This is a genomic window from Klebsiella spallanzanii (assembly GCF_902158555.1).
GTDB classification, from domain to species: Bacteria; Pseudomonadota; Gammaproteobacteria; order Enterobacterales; family Enterobacteriaceae; genus Klebsiella; species Klebsiella spallanzanii.
The window spans coordinates 333,360-354,849 of sequence record NZ_CABGGS010000012.1; the positions used below are offsets into that span (position 1 = coordinate 333,360).

The 21,490-nt window shown below is 53.4% G+C and carries 21 protein-coding genes; 11 read left to right on the plus strand and 10 right to left on the minus strand.

Going from position 1 to position 21,490, the window contains the following annotated elements:
* Together FN082_RS12780 and rfaQ are read right to left on the minus strand one after the other, a co-directional pair.
* Positions 1–1,128 (minus strand): glycosyltransferase family 4 protein, encoded by a 1,128-nt coding sequence (locus FN082_RS12780; RefSeq protein ID WP_139538365.1) that lies wholly within the window; start codon positions 1,126–1,128, stop codon positions 1–3.
* Entirely contained in the window at positions 1,125–2,201 is a 1,077-nt protein-coding gene (gene rfaQ, locus FN082_RS12785; RefSeq protein ID WP_142981689.1) for a putative lipopolysaccharide heptosyltransferase III, read from the minus strand. The genes FN082_RS12780 and rfaQ overlap by 4 nt, the downstream gene beginning before the upstream one ends.
* A gap of 111 nt (positions 2,202–2,312) precedes the next feature.
* Between rfaQ and FN082_RS12790 the strand changes: the two genes are divergently transcribed.
* The 3 genes from FN082_RS12790 to FN082_RS12800 all read left to right on the plus strand — a co-directional run bounded on the left by FN082_RS12790 (position 2,313) and on the right by FN082_RS12800 (position 5,780).
* The gene (locus tag FN082_RS12790; protein WP_139538363.1) at positions 2,313–3,269 is read left to right on the plus strand and encodes a polysaccharide deacetylase family protein; all 957 of its coding nucleotides are present in this window, start codon (positions 2,313–2,315) and stop codon (positions 3,267–3,269) included.
* Positions 3,270–3,440: 171 nt separating this feature from the next.
* Positions 3,441–4,511, plus strand: a complete 1,071-nt coding sequence (locus tag FN082_RS12795; RefSeq protein ID WP_142463769.1) for a glycosyltransferase — start codon at positions 3,441–3,443, stop codon at positions 4,509–4,511.
* A gap of 3 nt (positions 4,512–4,514) precedes the next feature.
* The gene (locus FN082_RS12800; protein WP_142981691.1) at positions 4,515–5,780 is read left to right on the plus strand and encodes an O-antigen ligase family protein; all 1,266 of its coding nucleotides are present in this window, start codon (positions 4,515–4,517) and stop codon (positions 5,778–5,780) included.
* A gap of 28 nt (positions 5,781–5,808) precedes the next feature.
* Here the strand turns inward: FN082_RS12800 and FN082_RS12805 are convergent, their stop codons facing one another.
* The 4 genes from FN082_RS12805 to rfaD all read right to left on the minus strand — a co-directional run bounded on the left by FN082_RS12805 (position 5,809) and on the right by rfaD (position 10,012).
* The gene (locus tag FN082_RS12805; RefSeq protein ID WP_142981693.1) at positions 5,809–6,885 is read right to left on the minus strand and encodes a glycosyltransferase family 9 protein; all 1,077 of its coding nucleotides are present in this window, start codon (positions 6,883–6,885) and stop codon (positions 5,809–5,811) included.
* Positions 6,882–7,889 (minus strand): lipopolysaccharide heptosyltransferase RfaC, encoded by a 1,008-nt coding sequence (gene rfaC / locus FN082_RS12810; RefSeq protein ID WP_142981695.1) that lies wholly within the window; start codon positions 7,887–7,889, stop codon positions 6,882–6,884. Before rfaC ends, FN082_RS12805 begins: the two co-directional genes overlap by 4 nt.
* 3 nt (positions 7,890–7,892) lie before the next feature.
* The gene (gene rfaF, locus FN082_RS12815; protein ID WP_139538358.1) at positions 7,893–8,951 is read right to left on the minus strand and encodes an ADP-heptose--LPS heptosyltransferase RfaF; all 1,059 of its coding nucleotides are present in this window, start codon (positions 8,949–8,951) and stop codon (positions 7,893–7,895) included.
* A gap of 116 nt (positions 8,952–9,067) precedes the next feature.
* Positions 9,068–10,012, minus strand: a complete 945-nt coding sequence (rfaD, locus tag FN082_RS12820) for an ADP-glyceromanno-heptose 6-epimerase (protein WP_139538357.1) — start codon at positions 10,010–10,012, stop codon at positions 9,068–9,070.
* Between the two features lie 340 nt (positions 10,013–10,352).
* On the opposite strand from rfaD, the gene kbl reads away from it, so the two are divergent.
* From kbl to FN082_RS12835, 3 genes are all read left to right on the plus strand, one after another.
* Positions 10,353–11,546: a glycine C-acetyltransferase gene (gene kbl / locus FN082_RS12825; protein ID WP_139538356.1), complete on the plus strand. Its 1,194-nt coding sequence runs from the start codon at positions 10,353–10,355 to the stop codon at positions 11,544–11,546.
* 9 nt (positions 11,547–11,555) lie between these two features.
* Positions 11,556–12,581 carry an L-threonine 3-dehydrogenase gene (gene tdh, locus FN082_RS12830; protein ID WP_139538355.1) on the plus strand — a complete coding sequence of 342 codons (1,026 nt, stop codon included), beginning with the start codon at positions 11,556–11,558 and terminating at the stop codon, positions 12,579–12,581.
* 161 nt (positions 12,582–12,742) lie between these two features.
* Positions 12,743–13,540, plus strand: a complete 798-nt coding sequence (locus FN082_RS12835; RefSeq protein WP_142981696.1) for a glycosyltransferase family 2 protein — start codon at positions 12,743–12,745, stop codon at positions 13,538–13,540.
* Here the strand turns inward: FN082_RS12835 and FN082_RS12840 are convergent.
* Genes FN082_RS12840 through gpmM form a run of 3 tightly spaced genes read right to left on the minus strand, consistent with a single transcriptional unit; the run spans position 13,537 to position 17,301 of the window.
* On the minus strand, positions 13,537–14,472 hold the full coding sequence (locus FN082_RS12840; RefSeq protein WP_185932117.1) for a divergent polysaccharide deacetylase family protein: 936 nt from the start codon (positions 14,470–14,472) through the stop codon (positions 13,537–13,539). The genes FN082_RS12835 and FN082_RS12840 overlap by 4 nt on opposite strands.
* A 3-nt stretch (positions 14,473–14,475) precedes the next feature.
* Positions 14,476–15,747 (minus strand): murein hydrolase activator EnvC, encoded by a 1,272-nt coding sequence (gene envC, locus FN082_RS12845; protein ID WP_139538353.1) that lies wholly within the window; start codon positions 15,745–15,747, stop codon positions 14,476–14,478.
* 9 nt (positions 15,748–15,756) lie between these two features.
* Entirely contained in the window at positions 15,757–17,301 is a 1,545-nt protein-coding gene (gene gpmM / locus FN082_RS12850) for a 2,3-bisphosphoglycerate-independent phosphoglycerate mutase (RefSeq protein WP_139538352.1), read from the minus strand.
* A gap of 246 nt (positions 17,302–17,547) precedes the next feature.
* On the opposite strand from gpmM, the gene FN082_RS12855 reads away from it, so the two are divergent.
* The 5 genes from FN082_RS12855 to cysE all read left to right on the plus strand — a co-directional run bounded on the left by FN082_RS12855 (position 17,548) and on the right by cysE (position 20,788).
* On the plus strand, positions 17,548–17,979 hold the full coding sequence (locus tag FN082_RS12855) for a rhodanese-like domain-containing protein (protein ID WP_138360958.1): 432 nt from the start codon (positions 17,548–17,550) through the stop codon (positions 17,977–17,979).
* A 112-nt stretch (positions 17,980–18,091) separates the two neighbouring features.
* Positions 18,092–18,343, plus strand: a complete 252-nt coding sequence (gene grxC, locus FN082_RS12860) for a glutaredoxin 3 (RefSeq protein ID WP_142981698.1) — start codon at positions 18,092–18,094, stop codon at positions 18,341–18,343.
* Positions 18,344–18,402: 59 nt separating this feature from the next.
* Positions 18,403–18,870, plus strand: coding sequence for a protein-export chaperone SecB (gene secB / locus FN082_RS12865; protein ID WP_139538350.1), 468 nt, complete (start codon positions 18,403–18,405; stop codon positions 18,868–18,870).
* Entirely contained in the window at positions 18,870–19,886 is a 1,017-nt protein-coding gene (gpsA, locus tag FN082_RS12870; RefSeq protein WP_139538349.1) for an NAD(P)H-dependent glycerol-3-phosphate dehydrogenase, read from the plus strand. Before secB ends, gpsA begins: the two co-directional genes overlap by 1 nt.
* An 80-nt stretch (positions 19,887–19,966) precedes the next feature.
* Positions 19,967–20,788: a serine O-acetyltransferase gene (cysE, locus tag FN082_RS12875; protein ID WP_110276987.1), complete on the plus strand. Its 822-nt coding sequence runs from the start codon at positions 19,967–19,969 to the stop codon at positions 20,786–20,788.
* A 95-nt stretch (positions 20,789–20,883) separates the two neighbouring features.
* Here cysE and trmL read toward each other — a convergent pair whose 3' ends face one another.
* Positions 20,884–21,357: a tRNA (uridine(34)/cytosine(34)/5-carboxymethylaminomethyluridine(34)-2'-O)-methyltransferase TrmL gene (gene trmL, locus FN082_RS12880; RefSeq protein ID WP_112215939.1), complete on the minus strand. Its 474-nt coding sequence runs from the start codon at positions 21,355–21,357 to the stop codon at positions 20,884–20,886.
* Positions 21,358–21,490: the final 133 nt, after the last annotated feature.

Sequence of the window (21,490 nt, forward strand, 5' to 3'; positions counted from 1 at the left end):
TTATTTCACCAAATCCTGATAGAGGGAGAGCAGCTGCGCCGAGAGGCGTTCGCTGGTGCAGGTCATGATGCGCTCACGGGCGCGTTCGCCTTGCGCAGAGCCTAACGCCCGAGCGGGAAGCGCGACAACGGACTCCTGCAGGGCGGTGATATCCAGCGCGTCGCAAACGTAGCCGTTGCTGCCCTGAACGATAAACTCCGCGCCGCCGCAGCCGGTAGTCGTAATGACCGGCAGGCCGCAGGCCATCGCCTCAAGAATCACGTTGGGGAACGGATCGTACAGCGTCGGCAGCAGCAGGCCGTCGGCCATCTGATAGAACGGCAGGGTTTCCGACTGCATGCCAAAAAAGCGTACCCGCTCCTCGCAGTTCAACGTTTTCGCGAGCTGCTGATAGCGGCCCTGCTCTTTATCTTTGCCAACCACTAACAGATAGCGATCGGTCGGGGCGATGGCGCGAATCGCCGCTTCCAGCCCCTTACGCTCAAAGCCGGAGCCGACGTAGATCAGGCAGGTCGCCTGCAGCGGCAAATCCCATTTGGTGCGCAGCGCAACAAAGGCTTCTTCCGTAGGCGGTAGAAAACGCTGGTTATCGATAGCGTTATAGATAACGTGGATTTTTTCCGCCGGCAGGCCGAAGTCTTCAATAATCTCTTGTTTAATCATCTCTGCGTTGCAGATGACGCCGCGCAGGTGAGAGTCCTGATACATTTCGCGCTCGGCCTGCATCACATAGCGATGGTAGCGGTCAGCAAACAGCAGGCGGCTTTTCCAGCCGGGCAAAATGCGCGAGCGCTGCTGTAGCCAGCGACGATGCACGCCGTCTCCGGCACGGTACAGGTCGCAGCCGGGGATGCGCTCATGGCTTTGCACCAGATCGAAGGATTCGCGCTGCCACAGCTGGCGCGCGGCTTCGGCAAAACCGCGCTCGCGGCTGATGCGTCCCCACTTGCGCGGATTGCAGATGTGGATGTTCCACTCGGGCTTTACCGGCCCCTGCCACTCGCGGGTGATGACGTTCAGTTCAAGGTCGCTGGCGTCGAGAGCCTCCAGCGCGCGGGAGACAAAGCGTTCCGCGCCGCCGTCCGGGCGATACTTCTGGCGTACCAGAGCCAGCCTGAATTTACTCATGCCAGTACCTTTTTCGCCGCCGCGATAACCGCGTCGGTGGGAATTAGATCGAGATAACGTTCGTTCGTGCCAGTGTCGATATCATCAGGATCGGGAATAGGGCCAAAATCACCCGCCCAGATAACTTCGCCCTGCGCCTGCCACGGACGCCAGAAGGTGAGCTTAGAGGGGCCGAACAGCGCGATCAGCGGCGTGTTCAGTGCGGCGGCCATATGCATCGGCACCGAGTCCACGCCGATAAACAGACGGGCATGGTCGATGACTGACGCCAGCTGACGAAGGGTCAACTGCCCGGCGAGTGAGTGCAGGCGGGCATCGGGGCAGCCTGCCATAATGGTTTCTATCATTTGCTTCTCTTTAGCGTCAGGCCCGGAGGTCAGTACCACCGCGTAGCCCGCTTCAGAGATGGCGTTAATCAGGGCGCTCATGCGTTCTTCGCGCCAGCACTTAAAGAACCAGCGGGAGGTTGGCTGAATCACAATATAGCTATCCTGAAACCCTTCCGGTAGCAGTGCGCGACTGGTGGTCCAGTCCTGCTCGCTGTAGCCCATTTTCGCTGGCGCATTATCAACATTTAGCCCAAGCGGCGCCAGAATCGACAGATTCTGCTGTACCGTGTGCAGCTGGTTATGCTGCGCGGTTGAGGCAAGAGCGGTATGGCAAAAACGCCATGCCGGATGACGACGTTTCGGGAAGTCGAAGCCGATGCGGGTTGCTGCGCCGGTTAATTTAGTGATGATCGCGCTCGGCCACTGATCGGCAAGATTGAACACCATATCGTAGCGCTGCTGGCGGAGCGTGCGAATCAGCTGCCACTCCATCTTCAATTGATGACCGGTTCCCTGCTTTTTCCAGCGCCGATCGATACCATAAATGTGGTTGATATCGCTGTTTGCTGCGAGCATATCCCGGGTTTCTTCATAAAGCAGTACATCCACGCGGGCGGCGGGATATTGCTGTTTTAGCGCGTGAATAAGCGGGGTTATCAATAACATGTCGCCATGATGGCGAAGCTTGATAACCAGTATTCGCGCCGGGTTCACGCGGCCGGAAGTGCGGGTTTCAGGCGTCATTCTCTGTTCTTCATTCAGGATCAGGGTTCCGATTCTAGGGGATCAGATAGATTGAGAGAAGCGTTGTCTTGCTCTACCATGACCCGATACGTATGGCCTGAGGACGTTTTCGTGCACAAACCCGCATTTCTCATCACGATTGATACAGAGGGCGATAACCTCTGGCAAAAACATGACAGCATCACCACCGAGAATGCGCGCTATTTACCGCGTTTTCAGCAGCTTTGCGAAAAGTATGGTTTCAAACCGGTTTATTTGACCAACTATGAAATGGCTATCGACCCGGTTTATATCGAATTTGCCAAAGATGTGATTGCCCGGGGAACCGCGGAAGTTGGCATGCATCTGCACGCCTGGAACAGCCCGCCGACCGATCCGCTTACCGATGACGACTGGAGGCATAAACCGTATTTGATTGAGTACAGCGATGCGGCGATGCGGGAAAAAGTCGACTATATGACCCGCCTGCTGGAGGATACCTTCCAGACCAAAATGGTTAGCCATCGCGCCGGGCGCTGGGCGTTTGATGAGCGCTATGCGCGTCTGCTGGTGGAGTATGGTTATCTGGTCGATTGCTCGGTCACCCCTCGGGTGAACTGGAAAACGGCGAAAGGCGCGCCGCAGGGCGACGGCGGCACCGATTATCGCAACTTCCCGCAGCACGCCTACTTCCTCGATGAGAACGATATTCGCCGTGAAGGGCAGTCGCCGCTGTTGGAAGTGCCAATGAGTATTCAGTATAAGCATTCAGCGTGGATGAACGGTCTGAAGCAGGGTTACGATCGCCTGCGCGGTAAAGTGCGTTCTCCGTCGGTTCATTGGCTGCGTCCGATGGGCGGCAACGTCGAAACGATGAAAAAAGTCGTGGAGCAGACGTTGACTCAGGGTAATGACTACGTCGAATATATGCTCCACTCTTCTGAGTACATGCCTGGCGGCAGCCCAACGTTTAAAAACGAGCAGGATATCGAGCGCTTATATGCCGATCTGGAGGCTTTTTTCAGCTGGCTGGCGCCGCAGGTGAAGGGAATGACGTTGGCGGAGTATTATAATAATAAAAAGAGATAAGAGGCTCGTTTTTATATGAACTTTGTGCTCTGGCGTAATCAACATTAAAATGCTTACCTGAGTAATAAAATTTATACCTATTATCTCACGCCTGGCAACAGGAGATTATGTTAGGCTTGAACGTATTATTGATGTTCAATTACACAGAATCACAACAATCAGAAAAAACCTATGTCTAAAAAGAAAAAAATCCTGTTCGTTGTTGATCTGCTGAGTGGCCGAGGGGGCATGGAAAATGTTACCCGGCAGCTTATTTTACAGTTAAATTCTGATCCCCAGTATTCAGCGGGGCTCTTTATTCTCAATGATGGTGGCCGTTATGCTTCAAGCGCATGGCGTAAGGGGATTGTCTGGGGAGAAAGTCAGAGAATTACTGGTAATCATAAAATATCGAGGCTGTTTCATGTTTTACAGCTAGCTTTTTTTATGCTGAAAAACCGGCCAGATCGAGTCGTTGTGCTGAATACGCTCCCTTGCTTGATTGCCAGACGCGCTATGAAAATGTCAGCTACGAGCGCAAAATTATCAACCTGGATGCACTTGCCGCCGCGAGATCGGTATCGACCTCGATACCTCTTACTTGCTGAGCACCATTTCGCTATTAGCCGCGATATTGCCAGGCAGTTCATAGAGCTGGGGGCTGCGCCTGAGTCAATCGATGTCGTTTTTAATCCTGTAAAAAGAAGCTCAGCGATTATCACGCGTCCGCAAACATTGAAGTTGCTCTATGTTGGACGAGTTCACTTTTCTGATCAGAAAAACCTCAAGGAGCTTTTTGACGCAGTTAGCCAGCTTAATATCCCCTGGTCACTTGACATCGTTGGCGATGGTGAAGATTTAGCTCAATGTCAGCGCTATGTAGACACTTTAGGTTTGCAGCACAATATTACCTGGCACGGTTGGCAGGAAAATGCATGGCAGTATATTGAAAATAACCTCCAGGAAGTTTCCTGTTTAGTGCTGACCTCCACGCAGGAAGGGCTACCTTTAGTTTTATTGGAAGCGATTTCTCGCGGTATCTACTGTATTTCTTCAAATTGCGTCAGCGGTCCGTCGGATATTATTGTGAGCGGTGTCAACGGGTGTTTGTATGAGCCAGGAAACGTCGCTGAGCTTGTTGGAAAACTCACCGCTATTGGCTCAGGCGCACATCTTCCGGCACATGATGTGATAAATAATAGTATCTGCGATTTTTATGAAGATGCATATATGTCAAGATTTAAGCAGGTTTTGGAAAAATAAAACATGACTAAAATAAAAAATACTATATTTCGGTATGCGACGCCAGAGAATTGCGTTGGAGTATTTTTTCTTTCTCTTCTTATCTCTTTGTCGATCGAGCTATTTACGAATGGTATTGCGCAGAAAATATTTTATTTTGCTGGCTATATTTCCGTTCTCTTTATTCTGTATGGGCTGGTTAAAAATCGGCAGCAGCTAAGCCAACTCGCACCTGCGTTACCCTTTGTGATGGCCTTGTTTATTGTCGGGTTGGTTAGATATATTTGGTTCTTATATGCTAAAACAGATACTTCGCAGTTTAGTGAGTTCGACCTTAATAACTTAAGGAATTACGACCTCGGAGGTAAGCGATTTATATTATCAGCATTTATTGTAAGCTCAGCAATAATTCTTTCGAAATATATGACAAAAGAAATAGTTGTGCTGGGAAGAACTATTATTTTCGTCGGTTTAGTTATTGCTTTATTTTTTGGTTTGCATGAGTTTTACTACGTAACGCATGAGAGAATAAAATTGACTGCAGATGCTGCAAGTAGTTCTTCTTATATGGTTTTATTTATGTACACCACGTATCTGACTCTCTCAAAGAGTACAGTGCGCAGTAAATGGTTTTTTATCGATATTTTGGCAGCAGCAATCACATTCGTGCTTTTGATGCTGTGTGATACCAGAGTATCAATTCTGGCTTTTATTGGCGTAACGATTTTATATTGTTTATATAATAAAAATATACGGACATATGCCAGGAATAAGTTTTTTATTACCAGTTTTGTTGGGTTAATTGTTATCGCCGTCTCTTTGACTGGAACCCGCTGGATGGAGGGGATTCATAATATCCAGAATTATAAAACAGATAGCTCTACTTCTATAGGGGCCCGAGTGGCAATTTGGGATAGCGGATTGACGTATGCTGAGAGGCACTATTTCTTTAGCACACCGCTGGAAAGAACAACGTATGCGCAGGCGTTTATTAAAGAGAATCATCCGGGTAATAAGGAAGGCTATAATAATGTCAAATATAATATGCATAATGATTTTCTTGAGACATTAACGTTGCAAGGCATCATTGGTGCACTGTCTTTAGCTTTCATTTATATTACTTTTGCCATTGTGGCAATTCGTCAACGCATGCTGACATCAGCATTATTGCCACTGTTTGTGCTTTTTGTCTGTGGGCTCACTGACTCGGTATTAATCAATTCGCAAACGGTGATGCTGTTTTTAATATCGATCGTTATTTCAGCTTTATTACCAACGCCTGAGAAGTGATGAAAGGGGAGCTAGGCTCCCCTTTCATTTATCTTGTCATAAGATATTGGGCCGATTCGATAATTTCCTTCACATCTATCGTTGAGATCGGATGGTATTTATCCTGCGTCAATATTTGCACGGCTTCCGGGTAGCCTGGCCCCCAGGTTTTATTATTCTGGTATTTACCATGCATATCATTGCCATAAAGAGCAATTAATGGCTTACGATACGCTGCTGCAATATGCACAATAGAAGTATCTGGTGATATGACCAGTTCGGCATGTTTGATCAATGACATCGCACTAAATAAGGATGAAAATGGATTCTTATATATCCCTTCAGGAAGGTCAGTACTGATCTTATTATTGGGATCTAGATAGATAATATTATAGCCGGGGATATGATATTTTATTTCATGGAAGAGTTGTTGTAGCTGGTTAAGCGATAATTCACGTTTACTATCGGCTGCGAAGGGATTGATGATGATATTTTTAGAGTGCGGTAATTTTTTTAAAAAATATGAAACATCGATATCGGTCTCTTCAGGATAGAAAAGATCGTATGAGGTATTTACGTGAGAAAGTCCCAACTCAGACATTAAAAGTGCATAGCGAGTAGTGATATGCTCCTGAAAACCTGAAAATTTTATTGATTTGTTATAGACATTATACTTTCCTTTGTTAAAACCAATAACGTTCCTGGTATTAATTTTCAGTAAAAAACGAAGACTTGTAGGCGATATTTTATCTCCCATATCGATAACAAGATCGTAACTCTCGTTGGCTAACCCTGGTGCATTACCTTGCTGATCATAAATATGTATTTTACGGATGTAAGGATTGTGCTCGATCGCGATTATATTGTTCACCGTCGCTAATATATCAACCGTATAGCCATTTTTATACAGTTCACGTATAAGCGAGGTGGAGACGATCATATCCCCAATTTTTCCATCATCGCGCAAAAGAAGAACTTTTGCGCCTTTTGCTAAAATAAATTCTTTTTTGATTCGACGGTCCCATATCCAGCGAGCAAGCTCCATACGGATTGCTTTAAAAAAGTAATTCCGTTTTCTGTTCCAGGCCCGTAATGTTGCAAATTTCTTCTGACGATGAGATTTCATTGTGTTTCTGGGCTCTCGTGCAAAGAATTCAGTTCGATAATGCGGGATGCTTTCAGCAATTCGAATACATGCATAGCTGCAATATCCCCCGTGCTGCTGCCGTTTTCCGGGCGCACGACGTACTGATTTTTACCGTAGCCGCCAATCAGCCCCGGATCGGTCGGACCGTATAGCGTGAAATTTGGTTTATCAAGTGCGGCGGTTAAATGGCTTAGCCCGGTGTCGACGGAAACCACCCCGCGCGCGCCTGCCAGCACCTGGGCTACCTGCTCAAGGCTCATACGCGGTAGTACGTCGACAAAATCATGCCCTTCCGCCAGACGTTTGGCCCGCGCCTCTTCATGCGGCGCGCCCCACGGCAGCTTAACGCGCAGGCCGCTGTCGGCCAGCAGGGCGATAAGCGCCCGCCAGTTCTCTTCCGGCCAGTGCTTGTCATCACGGGTGGTGGCATGCAGGAACACCAGATACGGCGCGACAGAGACGTCATCCTGGCGTAAAAAATGGCGGGCGATGGCGTAGTCACCCTGAGTTTCCGGCTTCGCATAGCCAAGGCTTTTGGCGAACAGCTCGCGGGTACGCTCAACGGCATGCTGCTGTTTAGCGATATGATGACGACGGTTATAGAACAGGCTCGCCAGCGGCTCGCGGGCACTCTGCCAGTCCATGCCGTGCTTAACACCACGGGCCAGCCGGGTCACCAGCGCGGCGCTTTTCACCAGCCCCTGGGCGTCTATGATAGCGTCGTACTTTTTCGCCTGTACCGCTTCACGAAATGCCTTACGCTCGGCTTTTATTGGCGCGGAAAACCACGCTTTGCGCCAGCGGCGAATCGCCACCGGAATCACTCGATCAACGGTTTCATGCCAGGAAGGGATCTGCGCGAAGCCTTCCTCAACGACCCAGTCGAAACGAATGCCGGGAATAGCCTGCGCGGCGTCGGTTAGCGCGGGCAGCGTGTGCAGTACGTCGCCCATGGACGAGGTTTTTACGATCAATACCCGCATCCGCTACGCTTCCTCTGTTTCCAGTTTTTCCGTCAGCAGCGCATTCAATTCTTCCAGTACGCGCTGTGGGGTAATGTCGATCAGGCTCTGATGATAGCCTTCGGCGGCGTCGCCTTTGCGCACTTTATGGTAGCCGCTGATCAGGCGAATAACGCGCGCTTTATGCGACAGCGGTGGGGTGAAGTCCGGGCTGCTCGGGCCATAGAGCGCGACCAGCGGGCGGTCCAGCGCCGCGGCGACGTGCATCAGGCCGGAGTCGTTGCTGACCACCGCTTTACAGGTGGCGATCAAAATGACGGCCTGCTCAAGCTGGGTCTCCCCGGCCAGATTACGGCACCATGCCTGCTGCTCCGTGCTCAGCGTAGCGATGATCTCTTTGCCCGCTTCGTTATCTTTAGCAGAACCGAACAGGACGATTTGATAACCGTCGTCGATCAGCTGCTTCGCCAGCTCAGCGTAGTGGTAGTGTGGCCAGCGTTTGGCCGGGCCAAATTCCGCGCCGGGGCAAAAGCCGATAATCGGGCGGTCGGCGGAGATATTGAACGCGCTACAGGCCTGCGATTTCTCACCTTCATTTACCTGAAGCTGCGGCCAGAGCAGCGGCTGCGGCAGATCTTTCGCGCAGCGCATCACGCCTTTGTCGTAGGCCAGACCAACGTAACGTTCTACCATCAGCGGCCAGGCTTCTTTATCCAGCTTGCGGGCATCGTTCAGCAGGCCGTAGCGCATCTCGCCGAGCCAGCCGGTACGAAGTGGGATACCTGCAAAGAACGGCACCAGCGCCGATTTAAACGAGTTCGGTAGCACGTAAGCGCGATCGTAGCGACGCTCGCGCAGGCTGTGCCCAAGCTTACGTCGTTCACCGATTTCCAGCTTGCCGTGGCCGAGCGGCATCGGGATCGCTTCATTAACTTCCGGCATACGCGACAGCAGCGGACGGCACCACGCGGGCGCCATCACGTCGATGATTGCCTGGGGATAGCGCGCCCTGAGCGTACGATAGAGACTTTGCGACATCATCATGTCGCCCACCCATGACGGGCCTATCACCAATATCTTCATTCATTTCATCCTTCAAGCTGTCTCTGCGTTGTCTGTCTTCGTTCACTTCAGTCACATAGTTATCCTATGTTCCTGAAGATTCACTCAGTTGCCGCCTTGATACTGCTCGAATGATTTTATGAATTCGCATGATTGTCGCGATTAAGCCAGGCCATATATTCCGTTACGCCTTCGGCCACGGTCTTAAACGGTTTGTCGTAGCCCGCTGCGCGCAGGTTAGTCAGATCCGCCTGGGTAAACGCCTGATAGCGGCCTTTCAGTTTGTCCGGGAACGGAATGTATTCGATGCTGCCTTTCTGGTGGTAAGCCAGGGTGGCGTCCGCTACCGCCTGGAAGGATTCCGCGCGGCCGGTGCCGAGGTTGAAGATGCCGGAAACACCGTTTTCCCAGAACCACAGGTTGACCGCAGCGACATCGCCGACGTAGACGAAGTCGCGCTTAAAGCCGTCGCTGCCTTCGAACAATTTCGGACTTTCGCCATTATTCAACTGAGTATTGAGATGGAACGCGACGCTGGCCATGCTGCCTTTGTGGCCTTCGCGCGGCCCGTAGACGTTGAAATAACGGAAGCCAACGATCTGTGAGTTTGCTTCCGGCAGGATCTGGCGAACGTACTCATCAAACAGAAACTTGGAGTAGCCGTAAACGTTGAGCGGCTGCTCGTATTCGCGGGACTCAATAAAGTCGCTGGTGCGCCCGCCGTAGGTCGCCGCGGAAGAGGCGTACAGGAACGGGATTTCACGCTCCAGGCAGTAGTGCAGCACTTCTTTGGAGTACTGATAGTTGTTATCCATCATGTACTTACCGTCCCACTCTGTAGTGGAAGAGCAGGCGCCTTCATGGAAAATGGCGTCGATATCGCCGAATTCTTCGCCTGCCATAATCTGGATCAGGAAGTCTTCTTTATCCATGTAGTCAGCGATATTCAGGTCTACCAGGTTCGCGAACTTGGTGCCGTCTTTCAGATTATCTACGACCAGGATGTCGGTAATGCCCTGGTCATTCAACGCTTTAACGATGTTGCTGCCGATAAAGCCTGCGCCGCCGGTAACGATGATCATAACTGTAACCTTTGAAGTAGGGTGCCCAGAGACAATCCGGACATGAATACTCATATCATATCACCACATCGGAAAGGCTTCAGCCATTCGCCGATAAGGTGTAGGGGGTCTCGTGATTTATGCTGCAAATAATTCATGTAGTAATGCATCATCTCGTATCAGCGTATATCTTTAGGTAATATACCCGTCATACTTCAAGTTACAGGTACGTTGGTTTTCCTCGCTCACCCCAGTCACTTACCAGAGTAAGCTCCTGGGGATTCGCTGCGTCACCGCCTTCCTGAAACTCGAATTATTTAGGGTAATATGTGCCAAATTTTGCCGAATCTGGAGAGTTGCAATGCGTGGTGATTTCTACAAACAGTTAACCAATGACCTGGATACCGCGCGCGCGGAAGGGTTGTTTAAAGAAGAACGGATTATCACTTCGGCGCAGCAGGCGGATATCACCGTCGGCGGTAGCCAGGTGATTAACTTCTGCGCCAATAACTATCTGGGCCTTGCGAACCACCCGGAGCTGATTGCCGCCGCGAAAGGCGGAATGGATAGCCACGGCTTTGGTATGGCCTCCGTGCGCTTTATCTGCGGTACCCAGGACACCCATAAAGCGCTTGAGAAGAAGCTGGCAGATTTCCTTGGCATGGAAGATGCGATTCTGTACTCCTCCTGCTTTGACGCCAACGGCGGCCTGTTTGAAACCCTGCTTGGCGCAGAAGACGCGATCATCTCCGATGCTCTGAACCACGCGTCAATCATCGATGGCGTGCGCCTGTGTAAGGCAAAGCGCTTCCGCTACGCTAACAACGACATGCAGGAGCTGGAAGCCCGCCTGAAAGAGGCCCGTGAAGCCGGTGCTCGTCATGTGCTGATCGCGACCGACGGCGTATTCTCAATGGATGGCGTCATTGCCAACCTGAAAGGCGTCTGCGATCTCGCGGATAAATACGATGCGCTGGTGATGGTCGACGACTCTCACGCCGTCGGTTTTGTTGGTGAAAACGGTCGCGGATCCCATGAGTACTGCGACGTGATGGGCCGTGTCGATATCATCACCGGTACTTTGGGTAAAGCGCTGGGCGGCGCCTCCGGCGGCTACACCGCAGCGCGCAAAGAGGTTGTCGAGTGGCTGCGCCAGCGCTCGCGTCCGTATCTCTTCTCCAACTCGCTGGCTCCGGCGATCGTTGCCGCCTCCATTAAAGTGCTGGAGATGGTAGAGGCGGGCAGCGAACTGCGCGACCGTCTGTGGTCCAACGCGCGTCTGTTCCGCGAAAAAATGTCTGCGGCGGGCTTTACCCTGGCGGGCGCCGATCACGCCATTATCCCGGTGATGCTCGGTGAGGCCACCGTCGCGCAGACGTTCGCGAGCGAGCTGCAAAAAGAAGGTATTTACGTCACCGGATTTTTCTATCCGGTGGTACCAAAAGGCCAGGCGCGTATCCGTACCCAGATGTCTGCGGCGCATACCCCTGAACAAATTGAACGTGCGGTGGAAGCCTTTACCCGCATCGGTAAACAACTGGGCGTCATTGCCTAAGGGTGTGAGATGAAAGCGTTATCCAAACTGAAGGCGGAAGAAGGCATCTGGATGACCGACGTACCGGAACCGGAAGTCGGCCATAACGATTTGCTGATTAAAATCCGCAAGACCGCGATTTGCGGTACCGACGTGCATATCTACAACTGGGACGACTGGTCGCAAAAGACTATTCCGGTCCCGATGGTTGTGGGCCATGAATACGTGGGTGAAGTCGTGGGTATCGGTCAGGAAGTTCGCGGCTTTAAGCTTGGCGACCGCGTTTCGGGCGAAGGGCATATTACCTGCGGTCATTGCCGTAACTGCCGTGCCGGGCGTACGCACCTGTGCCGCAATACCACGGGCGTCGGCGTAAACCGTCCGGGCTGCTTTGCTGAGTATCTGGTGATCCCGGCATTTAACGCCTTCAAAATCCCGGACAATATCTCTGACGATCTGGCGTCGATTTTTGACCCGTTTGGTAACGCCGTTCACACCGCGCTCTCTTTCGACCTGGTCGGTGAAGATGTGCTGGTTTCCGGTGCTGGCCCGATTGGCGTGATGGCGGCGGCAGTGGCGAAACACGTCGGTGCGCGTAACGTGGTGATCACCGACGTGAACGAATATCGTCTGGAGCTGGCGCGCAAAATGGGCGTGACCCGTGCGGTGAACGTCGCGAAAGAGAACCTTAACGATGTGATGGCCGAACTGGGCATGACCGAAGGTTTTGACGTGGGTCTGGAGATGTCGGGCGCTCCGCCGGCGTTTCGTACAATGCTGGATACCATGAACCACGGCGGGCGTATTGCCATGCTTGGCATCCCGCCGTCAGATATGTCGATCGACTGGACCAAGGTGATTTTCAAAGGGCTGTTTATCAAAGGGATTTACGGCCGGGAAATGTTTGAAACCTGGTACAAGATGGCCGCGCTTATTCAGTCTGGATTGGATCTCTCGCCGATCATCACACATCGCTTTGGCATTGATGACTTCCAGCAGGGCTTCGACGCCATGCGCTCCGGCCAGTCCGGTAAAGTTATCCTCAGTTGGGATTAATTCCACTCGCGTTGTACATAAAAAAAGCGCCTGCGGGCGCTTTTTCCGAGAGCTGTCTTCCACTTTTCTGATTTTTAACCCACTCCGCACTTTTTCTAAATCGCTTTCTTGCCTATTCGTTTATACAGTCAGTTTAATCGCCGTTTAACCACACAAACACTATGCTTAAACTTTCTGTATGCTTATTGACCTGTAATTCATCCCGCTTGTTACGGGAGGTTTTACCACCTTTGCTTAAGGTGGCCGATGAATTTATCGTCATCGACTCAGGCAGCACGGACGCCACGCTGCAGATTTGCCAACAATTCGGTCTTATCGTTCACCACCATCCTTATGCCGCTCACGGTGCGCAGATGAATTACGCGACATCCCTGGCCAGCCATGATTGGGTGCTGTGTATGGATAGCGATGAAATTCTCGATGATGATGTCGTAACGGCTATTCTGGCGCTGAAAGCTGGCGATGAACCTGCACCTGACTGCGCGTGGCGTCTGCCGCGTTATTGGTTCGTTCTGGGGGAAGAAGTGCGAACCATTTATCCTGTCTCATCGCCGGATTTCCCGGTTCGCTTGTTTAACCGCTCTGTCGCCAGGTTCAACGATCGCCCGGTGGACGATCAGGTTGTTGGTTTTAAACATTCCAGTAAGCTACCTGGGTTTGTGCGCCACGATACCTTCTATTCCCTGCATGAAGTGTTTAATAAGCTCAACAGCTACACCACGCGGCTGGTTAAACACCAGAAGATCAGGCCGTCCATTGGGCGCGGGGTGATCAGCGCGATTGGCGCTTTCTTTAAGTGGTATCTGTTTAGCGGGGCGTGGCGAAAGGGCAAGGTTGGTGTCGTCACCGGACTATATGCGACCTTTTACAGCTTTCTAAAATACTTTAAAGCCTGGTATGCCCATCAGGAGAAGCAGGAATCCGCAGTCGAAAAGCACACGGATTCCCGGACGGTTTAGTTGTTGGGGTTATCCCAGCCCTGCCACTTTAACTGATAGTACTGCACCAGCGCGCTTTGGCTGATGCTTTCGCTCAGAATAGTGAAGAAGCGGCGGGCGTTCACTGGCTCCGGCGGATGCTTCGGTTTACACAGCTTCACGCCGCGGAACGGGTTGCGCGGCGGCTGTGCAGGTGGCGGCGCGATATTCGGCGTTGAGGTATCGATCTGCGGTTCGTTGAGCAGGCTGCTCGGGCGAACCAGGGTAATATCCGGCGGCAGGTTATACACCATCTGCTGCAGCACGCGCACCGTGGTGGGATGCGGGTGACCGATGGCAATAGCCGAACCGTTGCGTCGCGCCAGGGCAATGGCGCGGTTGAACTGATAGCGGATATCCGCTTCGTTCTGGGTATCGTCGAGGAAGACCTTGCGCTTAATAACCTTTACGCCGGTGCCCTGTGCCGCGCGCATGGCCTGGGTGTTACCGATGGTGACGCTATCAAGGAAATAGAGGTTGTAGCGCTCCAGAGCCTGCATCACCTTCTGCATACCAAACAGATTTGACGTCATGGCGCTGCCCATATGGTTGTTCAGCCCCACGGCGTACGGGACTTTGCCATAAGCTTCGCGGATTATGCGCTCGATCTCGCTGCTGTTCATATCCGGGCGGAGCGTATCTTTTTCCAGCGGCTGCTTGCTCAGCGGCGCCATCGGCAGGTGAATCAGCACCTCATGGCCGAGGTTATGCGCTTTTGTCGCCATTTCTCGAGCATGAGGTGCATTAGGGAGTACGGCAACGGAGATCGTCGCTGGCAGCGCCAGCACCTGGTTTTCGGTTTGTGGACGATAGCCAAAGTCGTCAATAACAATGGAGAGTTTGCCGGCAAAAACCGGCGACGCCATAACCAGCGTAGTGGTTACCGCGAGTGCAATTCTGCGAAATTGAAGCAAAACTTATCTTCCCAACCACGGCTGTGGATTGACCGCCTGACCCTGGCGGCGAATTTCGAAATAGAGCGACGGACGGCCCTGACCGCCGCTGCTGCCTACGAGAGCGATCGGCTGGCCCGCCCGGACCTGAGTGCCGACGCTGACCAGCGCGCTTTGGTTATAGCCGTAAAGACTCATGTCGCCTTTGCCGTGTTCAACGACCACCACCAGACCATAGCCCTGTAGCCAGTCGGCGAGAATAACTCGCCCATCGGCAACGGCTTTGACCTCGGTGCCTTCAGACGCAGCGATAACCATCCCCTTCCAACGTAGTTCACCTTGCAGCTGTTCGCCATAGCGATGGAGAATTGAGCCGCGAACCGGCCAGAATGCCTGGCCGCGAGGAGAGCCAAGTCCGCCGGTGCGGGACATCAGCGAGCGTTCGCTCTCGGTGGGTTTGTAGGTGGTACCTTTGCGCGAGGCTTCCTGCTGGCGATCGCGTACGTCCTGCGCCTCGCGGGCTTCGCGATCGGCGCGCGCTTTGGCTGCCGCCGCCGCCTGGGCGATACGACCGCGCAGGCGCGATTCGTTAGCCCGCAGTTCGCTGAGCTGCTGCTGACCTTGTTGAATGGAGGACTCGAGGCCAGAGAGGGTCTTTTTACGCTCGTTGCGCGCCTGTTCCAGCTTGCTCTGCTGGGCACGCAGTTCGTACACCAGGGTTTGCTGCTGGCTCTGTTTCTCTTCCAGCATGGTTTTTTGCACCGCCACGTCTTCGCGAGTTTGCTTAAGCTGAGCGATGGTCTCCTGGCGCGCCTGGTTCAGGTAGCTGAAGTAGACCTGCATGCGCTGGTTACGCTGCCCCTCTTCGCCGCTGAGAACCATCTGGATGCCGGTATGCGGCCCCTGACGAAACGCTGCGTCAAGCTGTGCGGAAAGGTTACGCTCCTGAGAAGCGCGCTGACGCTCCAGCTTCGCGAGCGCGGCGTTCATTTCGTCGATCTGCTTATTCAACTGATCGAGTGTGTTTTGCGTTTCGCGCAGCTTGCGCGCGGCGGCGGCGATGGCCTCTTCCTGCGCTTTAAGCTGGGCGACCAGAGATGCACGCTGCTGCTGCTGCTGCTTAATCGCCCGCTGTTTGGCGGCGATATCGGCCTGAATAGATTTTAGCTGGTCGCGATCGTCGGCGTGAGCAGATGCGGCGCACAGCAATACGCCAGCGCTAAGCGCGCTGGCGTAAAGGACGGACCGAACTGCCGTTGCGATCCATGTAGTTGAATAAGTCGCCTTTCCCCTCATGGGGAAGGATTATTCCACGATGAACAGCGGCTTGCCAGTCATCTCTTGCGGGATTTCCATTCCCATCAGCGTCAGCATGGTCGGCGCGATGTCGGAAAGTTTGCCGCCGTTAACTGCTTTGACGTTTTTATCGCCAACATAAATCAGCGGAACCGGCAGGTTGGTGTGAGCGGTGTGCGCCTGGCCGGTTGCCGGGTCGCGCATCTGCTCGGCGTTGCCGTGGTCTGCTGTGATCAGCAGCTGGCCGCCAACGGATTCAACGGCTTTAGTCACCTGATCGATACAGTTATCCAGGGTTTCAACCGCTTTAACCGCTGCTTCCATTACCCCGGTGTGGCCAACCATATCGCCGTTCGGGTAGTTGCAGATGATCGTGTCGAACTGACCGCCTTTAATAGCGGCGACCAGTTTTTCAGTCAGCTCAGCAGAGCTCATTTCCGGCTGCAGATCGTAGGTCGCGACTTTCGGCGAGTTGATCAGAATACGCTCTTCGCCTTTGAACGGCTCTTCAACGCCGCCGTTAAAGAAGAAGGTCACGTGGGCGTATTTTTCAGTTTCGGAGATACGCAACTGGGTTTTGTCGTTTTTCGCCATCCACTCGCCGAAGGTATTTGCCAGAGAAGCCGGCGGGTAAGCACAGGCAACTTTAATGTCGGCGGCGTATTCGGTCAGCATGACGAAATTGAGGTTCACTACTTTCTTACGGGCGAAACCGTCGAAATCGGCGTTAACGAAGGCGCGGGTGATTTCACGGGCGCGATCGGCGCGGAAGTTCATGAAAATCAGCGCGTCGCCGTCTTCCATGGCGGCATCGGCCTGGCCTTCGGCGCGGATAACGGTCGCTTTTACGAACTCATCGTTTTCATCGCGTGCGTAAGCGGCCTGCAGGCCAGCAACGGCGGTATCCGCCTGGAACTCGCCTTTTGCCTGGGTCATCAGGTCGTAAGCGTGTTCAACGCGATCCCAACGGTTGTCGCGGTCCATAGCGTAGTAACGACCAATAATTGAGGCGACGCGGCCTTTGCCCAGTGCGGCAAATTTGTCTTCGAATTTCGCCAGCGTCTTTTCAGCGCTGCGCGGCGGGGTATCGCGGCCGTCGAGGAAAGCGTGCAGATAGATTTTTTCCGCACCGCGTTCAGCTGCCAGTTCGACCATCGCCATGATGTGGTCTTCGTGGCTGTGGACGCCGCCAGGAGACATCAGGCCCATGATATGCACGGCTTTGCCCGCGGCAACGGCTTTATCGACCGCGCCAGTCAGTACCGGGTTGGCGAAGAAGGTGCGTTCTTTGATTTCAACGTCCAGACGGGTCAGATCCTGATACACGATGCGGCCCGCGCCGAGGTTGACGTGACCTACTTCGGAGTTGCCCATCTGGCGATCCGGCAGACCGACTTCCAGGCCGGAAGCGTCAATCAGGGTATGCGGGCGTTTTGCCCACAATGCGTCCATAACGGGGGTTTTGGCGCTGTAAATTGCGTTATCCTGCTGGTCTTCGCGATAGCCATAGCCATCCAGAATCACCAGTACCATAGGTTTTTTAGAAACCGACATTGCGACAACCTCATGCTCAAAGACAGAAAAATTTGCGTAATTTTACTACAGCTGAATCGATCAAATCACCGTGAAAGATCAAAGAAAGGGAGCGGCCAGGCGGCATCATTCCGCTGAGAGCGCTTTTTTTTCGTAACGGGCCGCAGAAAATGCATTACATCGCGCTCACTGGCTGTATTTGCCGCAATGCACAGGTATACTCCTTCCCTGGTTTTTTTATCACTTAGTCGGGAGTTGTAACCCCCCATGCAAGAAATTATGCAATTCATCGGCCGTCACCCCGTCCTGAGCATCGCGTGGGTCGCGCTGCTGGTGGCGGTGCTGTTCACCACGTTTAAAGGACTGATGTCGAAAGTTAAAGTCATCACCCGCGGTGAAGCGACGCGCCTAATCAACAAAGAAGATGCCGTGGTTGTCGACCTGCGTCAGCGTGACGATTTCCGTAAAGGCCATATTGCGGGTTCTGTTAACCTGCTGCCGAGCGATATCAAAGCAAATAACGTCGGCGAGTTGGAAAAGCACAAAGCACAACCCATTATAGTGGTAGACGGCTCCGGTATGCAGGCACAAGAACCCGCCAGCGCGCTGAACAAAGCCGGTTTCGAAAAGGTCTTCGTACTGAAAGAAGGCATCGCAGGCTGGAGCGGCGAGAACCTTCCGCTGGTACGCGGTAAATAATTTACCCGCGTCTTTATGGCGTAGCGTTGGTTCCCCCATGTCGGTTATTCGTCAGGGGGGAAAATAAAGCCTGCGGCGTAAAACCCTCGGGGGTAAAAACAGGAGTAAAGTCATGGCCAATATTGATATTTATATCAAAGCGACCTGTCCGTTCTGCGTACGTGCGAAAGCGCTGCTGAACAGCAAGGGCGTGACGTTCAACGAGTTGCCTATCGATGGCAATGCTGCGAAGCGTGAAGAGATGATTCAGCGCAGCGGTCGAACGACGGTTCCGCAGATTTTTATTGATGCGCAGCACATTGGCGGCTGTGACGACTTGTACGCGCTTGATTCACGTGGTGGACTCGATCCCCTCTTGCGCTAATTTTTGCGCCCATCCCCATTGGACAGGCGTACTTAAGGACAACACGAAAGGGTTTTACTATGTCAGAACAAAACAGCACCGAAATGACTTTCCAGATCCAGCGTATCTACACCAAAGATATTTCTTTCGAAGCGCCAAACGCTCCGCAAGTTTTCCAGAAAGATTGGCAGCCGGAAGTTAAACTTGATCTGGATACTGCTTCCAGCCAGCTGGCTGAAGGCGTGTATGAAGTGGTGCTGCGTGTGACCGTGACCGCCTCCCTGGGTGAAGAGACTGCGTTCCTGTGTGAAGTACAGCAGGGCGGTATTTTCTCCATCGACGGTATTGACGGCACCCAGATGGCGCATTGCCTCGGCGCATACTGCCCGAACATTCTGTTCCCGTACGCGCGTGAGTGCATCACCAGCCTGGTTTCCCGCGGTACCTTCCCGCAACTGAACCTTGCGCCAGTGAACTTCGATGCGCTGTTTATGAACTATCTGCAGCAGCAGGCTGGCGAAGGTGCTGAACAACATCAGGATGCCTGATGAACGCGCTTAACGCTGCAATGACTGTGATCGGTGCCGGCTCTTACGGCACCGCTCTTGCCATCACCCTGGCAAGAAATGGCCACCACGTTGTGCTCTGGGGCCATGACCCGAAACATATTGCGACGCTGCAACACGATCGCTGCAACGCCGCATTCCTTCCTGACGTCCCTTTCCCTGATACGCTGCATCTGGAAAGCGATCTGGCGACCGCGCTGGCTGCCAGCCGCGATATCCTGGTCGTTGTGCCGAGCCATGTTTTTGGCGAAGTGCTGCGGCAGATTAAACCGCTGATGCGCCCTGATGCGCGCCTGGTTTGGGCGACAAAAGGTCTTGAGGCGGAAACCGGACGTCTGCTGCAGGACGTGGCGCGCGAAGCGCTGGGCGACGATATCCCGCTGGCGGTGATTTCCGGCCCAACTTTCGCGAAGGAGCTGGCGGCAGGCCTGCCGACAGCTATCTCGCTGGCGTCTACGGACCCGCAGTTCGCTGACGATTTGCAAAGCCTGCTGCACTGCGGCAAGAGCTTCCGCGTCTATATCAACCCAGACTTCATCGGCGTTCAGCTCGGCGGAGCGGTGAAAAACGTTATCGCTATCGGCGCCGGGATGTCCGACGGCATCGGCTTTGGCGCTAATGCGCGAACAGCGCTGATTACCCGCGGGCTGGTCGAGATGTCCCGCCTTGGTGAGGCCCTTGGCGCCGATCCGGAAACCTTTATGGGGATGGCGGGTTTAGGCGATCTGGTGCTGACCTGTACCGATAACCAGTCGCGTAACCGCCGCTTCGGCATGATGCTCGGTCAGGGCATGGATGTGCAAAGCGCGCAGGAGAAAATTGGCCAGGTGGTTGAAGGCTACCGCAATACCAAAGAAGTTCGCGTTCTGGCGCAACGTTTAGGCGTCGAAATGCCAATAACCGAGGAAATTTATCAGGTATTGTATTGCGGAAAAATTGCGCGCGAGGCAGCATTGACCTTATTAGGTCGTGCACGCAAGGACGAGCGTAGCAACTAACTGCGATGGAACCTGGATCACCTGAATGACCCGGCCAGCAAAGAACTGGCCGGTCATTATTATATCGCCTGGAGTCAGCAATGCCGTGTGAAGAACTGGATATCGTCTGGAATAATATTAAAGCCGAAGCCCGGGCTTTAGCTGACTGTGAGCCAATGCTCGCCAGTTTTTATCACGCCACGCTACTCAAGCACGAAAACCTCGGCAGCGCCCTGAGCTATATGCTGGCCAACAAACTGGCCTCCCCGATTATGCCCGCTATCGCGATTCGTGAAGTGGTGGAAGAAGCCTACGCCGCTGACCCGGAAATGATCGCCTCCGCCGCCTGCGATATTCAGGCGGTGCGTACCCGCGACCCGGCGGTGGATAAATACTCGACGCCGCTGCTATACCTTAAAGGATTCCACGCGCTACAGGCTTATCGCATCGGCCACTGGCTGTGGAACCAGGGGCGTCGGGCGCTGGCAATCTTCCTGCAAAATCAAGTTTCCGTCTCGTTCCAGGTGGATATCCACCCGGCAGCGAAGATTGGCCGCGGGATCATGCTTGACCACGCCACCGGCATTGTCGTCGGTGAAACGGCGATCATTGAAGATGATGTGTCGATTCTGCAATCGGTGACCCTTGGCGGTACTGGTAAAACCAGCGGCGATCGTCACCCGAAAATTCGCGAAGGCGTAATGATTGGCGCCGGGGCGAAGATCCTTGGCAATATTGAAGTCGGGCGCGGGGCAAAAATCGGCGCCGGTTCGGTAGTGCTACAACCGGTGCCGCCGCATACCACCGCCGCAGGCGTTCCTGCCCGCATTGTGGGCAAGCCAGAGAGCGATAAGCCCGCAATGGATATGGATCAGCACTTTAATGGCATACACCATACCTTCGAGTACGGTGACGGTATTTGATTGATTTCCCGGAGGCGATGCTGCGCATCTGTCCGGGCTACAACATTGAGCGCTGTCTGGTAGCCCGAACAGGCGCTTAGCGCCGCCTCCGGGACTCAGTTGCGCAGCACGGCGCCCGGATACCCCAGCTGGCGCCAGGCTTCATACACTACCACCGACACCGCGTTTGACAGGTTCATGCTGCGGCTGTCCGGCATCATCGGAATACGGATTTTTTGCGCTGCGGGCAGGGCATCGAGAATGCTGGCAGGCAGTCCGCGGGTTTCCGGGCCAAACATCAAAAAATCACCGTCCTGATAGCTCACCGCGCTATGGGCTGGGGTACCTTTGGTGGTCAGGGCGAACAGACGCTGCGGCTTTGCGCTTTCAACAAATGCGGCGTAATCGGCATGGCGCTGGACGGCGGCGAACTCGTGGTAGTCCAGCCCGGCGCGGCGCAAACGTTTATCGTCCCAGGCAAAGCCCATCGGTTCGATGATATGCAGGTTGAAGCCGGTGTTAGCGCACAGGCGGATAATATTCCCGGTGTTCGGCGGGATTTCTGGTTCGAATAAGACAATGTTAAGCATGCTGCCCCCTTAATTGCGGGGGGCAGAATAGCAGATATTTGGCGAACCCTCACTCCGCTCTCTTTCTGAATGGGAGAGGGAGAAAACCTGCCTGCTCAGCGCAGAGGATTGCTTCCCTCGCCCCTTTGGGGAG

What these genes read in the sequence shown, in the direction of transcription:
- gpmM (WP_139538352.1), bottom strand. Translation starts at nt 17,301, where the DNA reads ATGTCGGTTTCTAAAAAACCTATGGTACTGGTGATTCTGGATGGCTAT.
- FN082_RS12780 (WP_139538365.1), bottom strand. Translation starts at nt 1,128, where the DNA reads ATGAGTAAATTCAGGCTGGCTCTGGTACGCCAGAAGTATCGCCCGGAC.
- FN082_RS12795 (WP_142463769.1), top strand. Translation starts at nt 3,441, where the DNA reads ATGTCTAAAAAGAAAAAAATCCTGTTCGTTGTTGATCTGCTGAGTGGC.
- rfaF (WP_139538358.1), bottom strand. Translation starts at nt 8,951, where the DNA reads ATGAAGATATTGGTGATAGGCCCGTCATGGGTGGGCGACATGATGATG.
- FN082_RS12835 (WP_142981696.1), top strand. Translation starts at nt 12,743, where the DNA reads ATGCTTAAACTTTCTGTATGCTTATTGACCTGTAATTCATCCCGCTTG.
- tdh (WP_139538355.1), top strand. Translation starts at nt 11,556, where the DNA reads ATGAAAGCGTTATCCAAACTGAAGGCGGAAGAAGGCATCTGGATGACC.
- FN082_RS12800 (WP_142981691.1), top strand. Translation starts at nt 4,515, where the DNA reads ATGACTAAAATAAAAAATACTATATTTCGGTATGCGACGCCAGAGAAT.
- grxC (WP_142981698.1), top strand. Translation starts at nt 18,092, where the DNA reads ATGGCCAATATTGATATTTATATCAAAGCGACCTGTCCGTTCTGCGTA.
- rfaQ (WP_142981689.1), bottom strand. Translation starts at nt 2,201, where the DNA reads ATGACGCCTGAAACCCGCACTTCCGGCCGCGTGAACCCGGCGCGAATA.
- kbl (WP_139538356.1), top strand. Translation starts at nt 10,353, where the DNA reads ATGCGTGGTGATTTCTACAAACAGTTAACCAATGACCTGGATACCGCG.
- cysE (WP_110276987.1), top strand. Translation starts at nt 19,967, where the DNA reads ATGCCGTGTGAAGAACTGGATATCGTCTGGAATAATATTAAAGCCGAA.
- trmL (WP_112215939.1), bottom strand. Translation starts at nt 21,357, where the DNA reads ATGCTTAACATTGTCTTATTCGAACCAGAAATCCCGCCGAACACCGGG.
- FN082_RS12805 (WP_142981693.1), bottom strand. Translation starts at nt 6,885, where the DNA reads ATGAAATCTCATCGTCAGAAGAAATTTGCAACATTACGGGCCTGGAAC.
- gpsA (WP_139538349.1), top strand. Translation starts at nt 18,870, where the DNA reads ATGAACGCGCTTAACGCTGCAATGACTGTGATCGGTGCCGGCTCTTAC.
- FN082_RS12855 (WP_138360958.1), top strand. Translation starts at nt 17,548, where the DNA reads ATGCAAGAAATTATGCAATTCATCGGCCGTCACCCCGTCCTGAGCATC.
- rfaC (WP_142981695.1), bottom strand. Translation starts at nt 7,889, where the DNA reads ATGCGGGTATTGATCGTAAAAACCTCGTCCATGGGCGACGTACTGCAC.
- secB (WP_139538350.1), top strand. Translation starts at nt 18,403, where the DNA reads ATGTCAGAACAAAACAGCACCGAAATGACTTTCCAGATCCAGCGTATC.
- envC (WP_139538353.1), bottom strand. Translation starts at nt 15,747, where the DNA reads ATGAGGGGAAAGGCGACTTATTCAACTACATGGATCGCAACGGCAGTT.
- rfaD (WP_139538357.1), bottom strand. Translation starts at nt 10,012, where the DNA reads ATGATCATCGTTACCGGCGGCGCAGGCTTTATCGGCAGCAACATCGTT.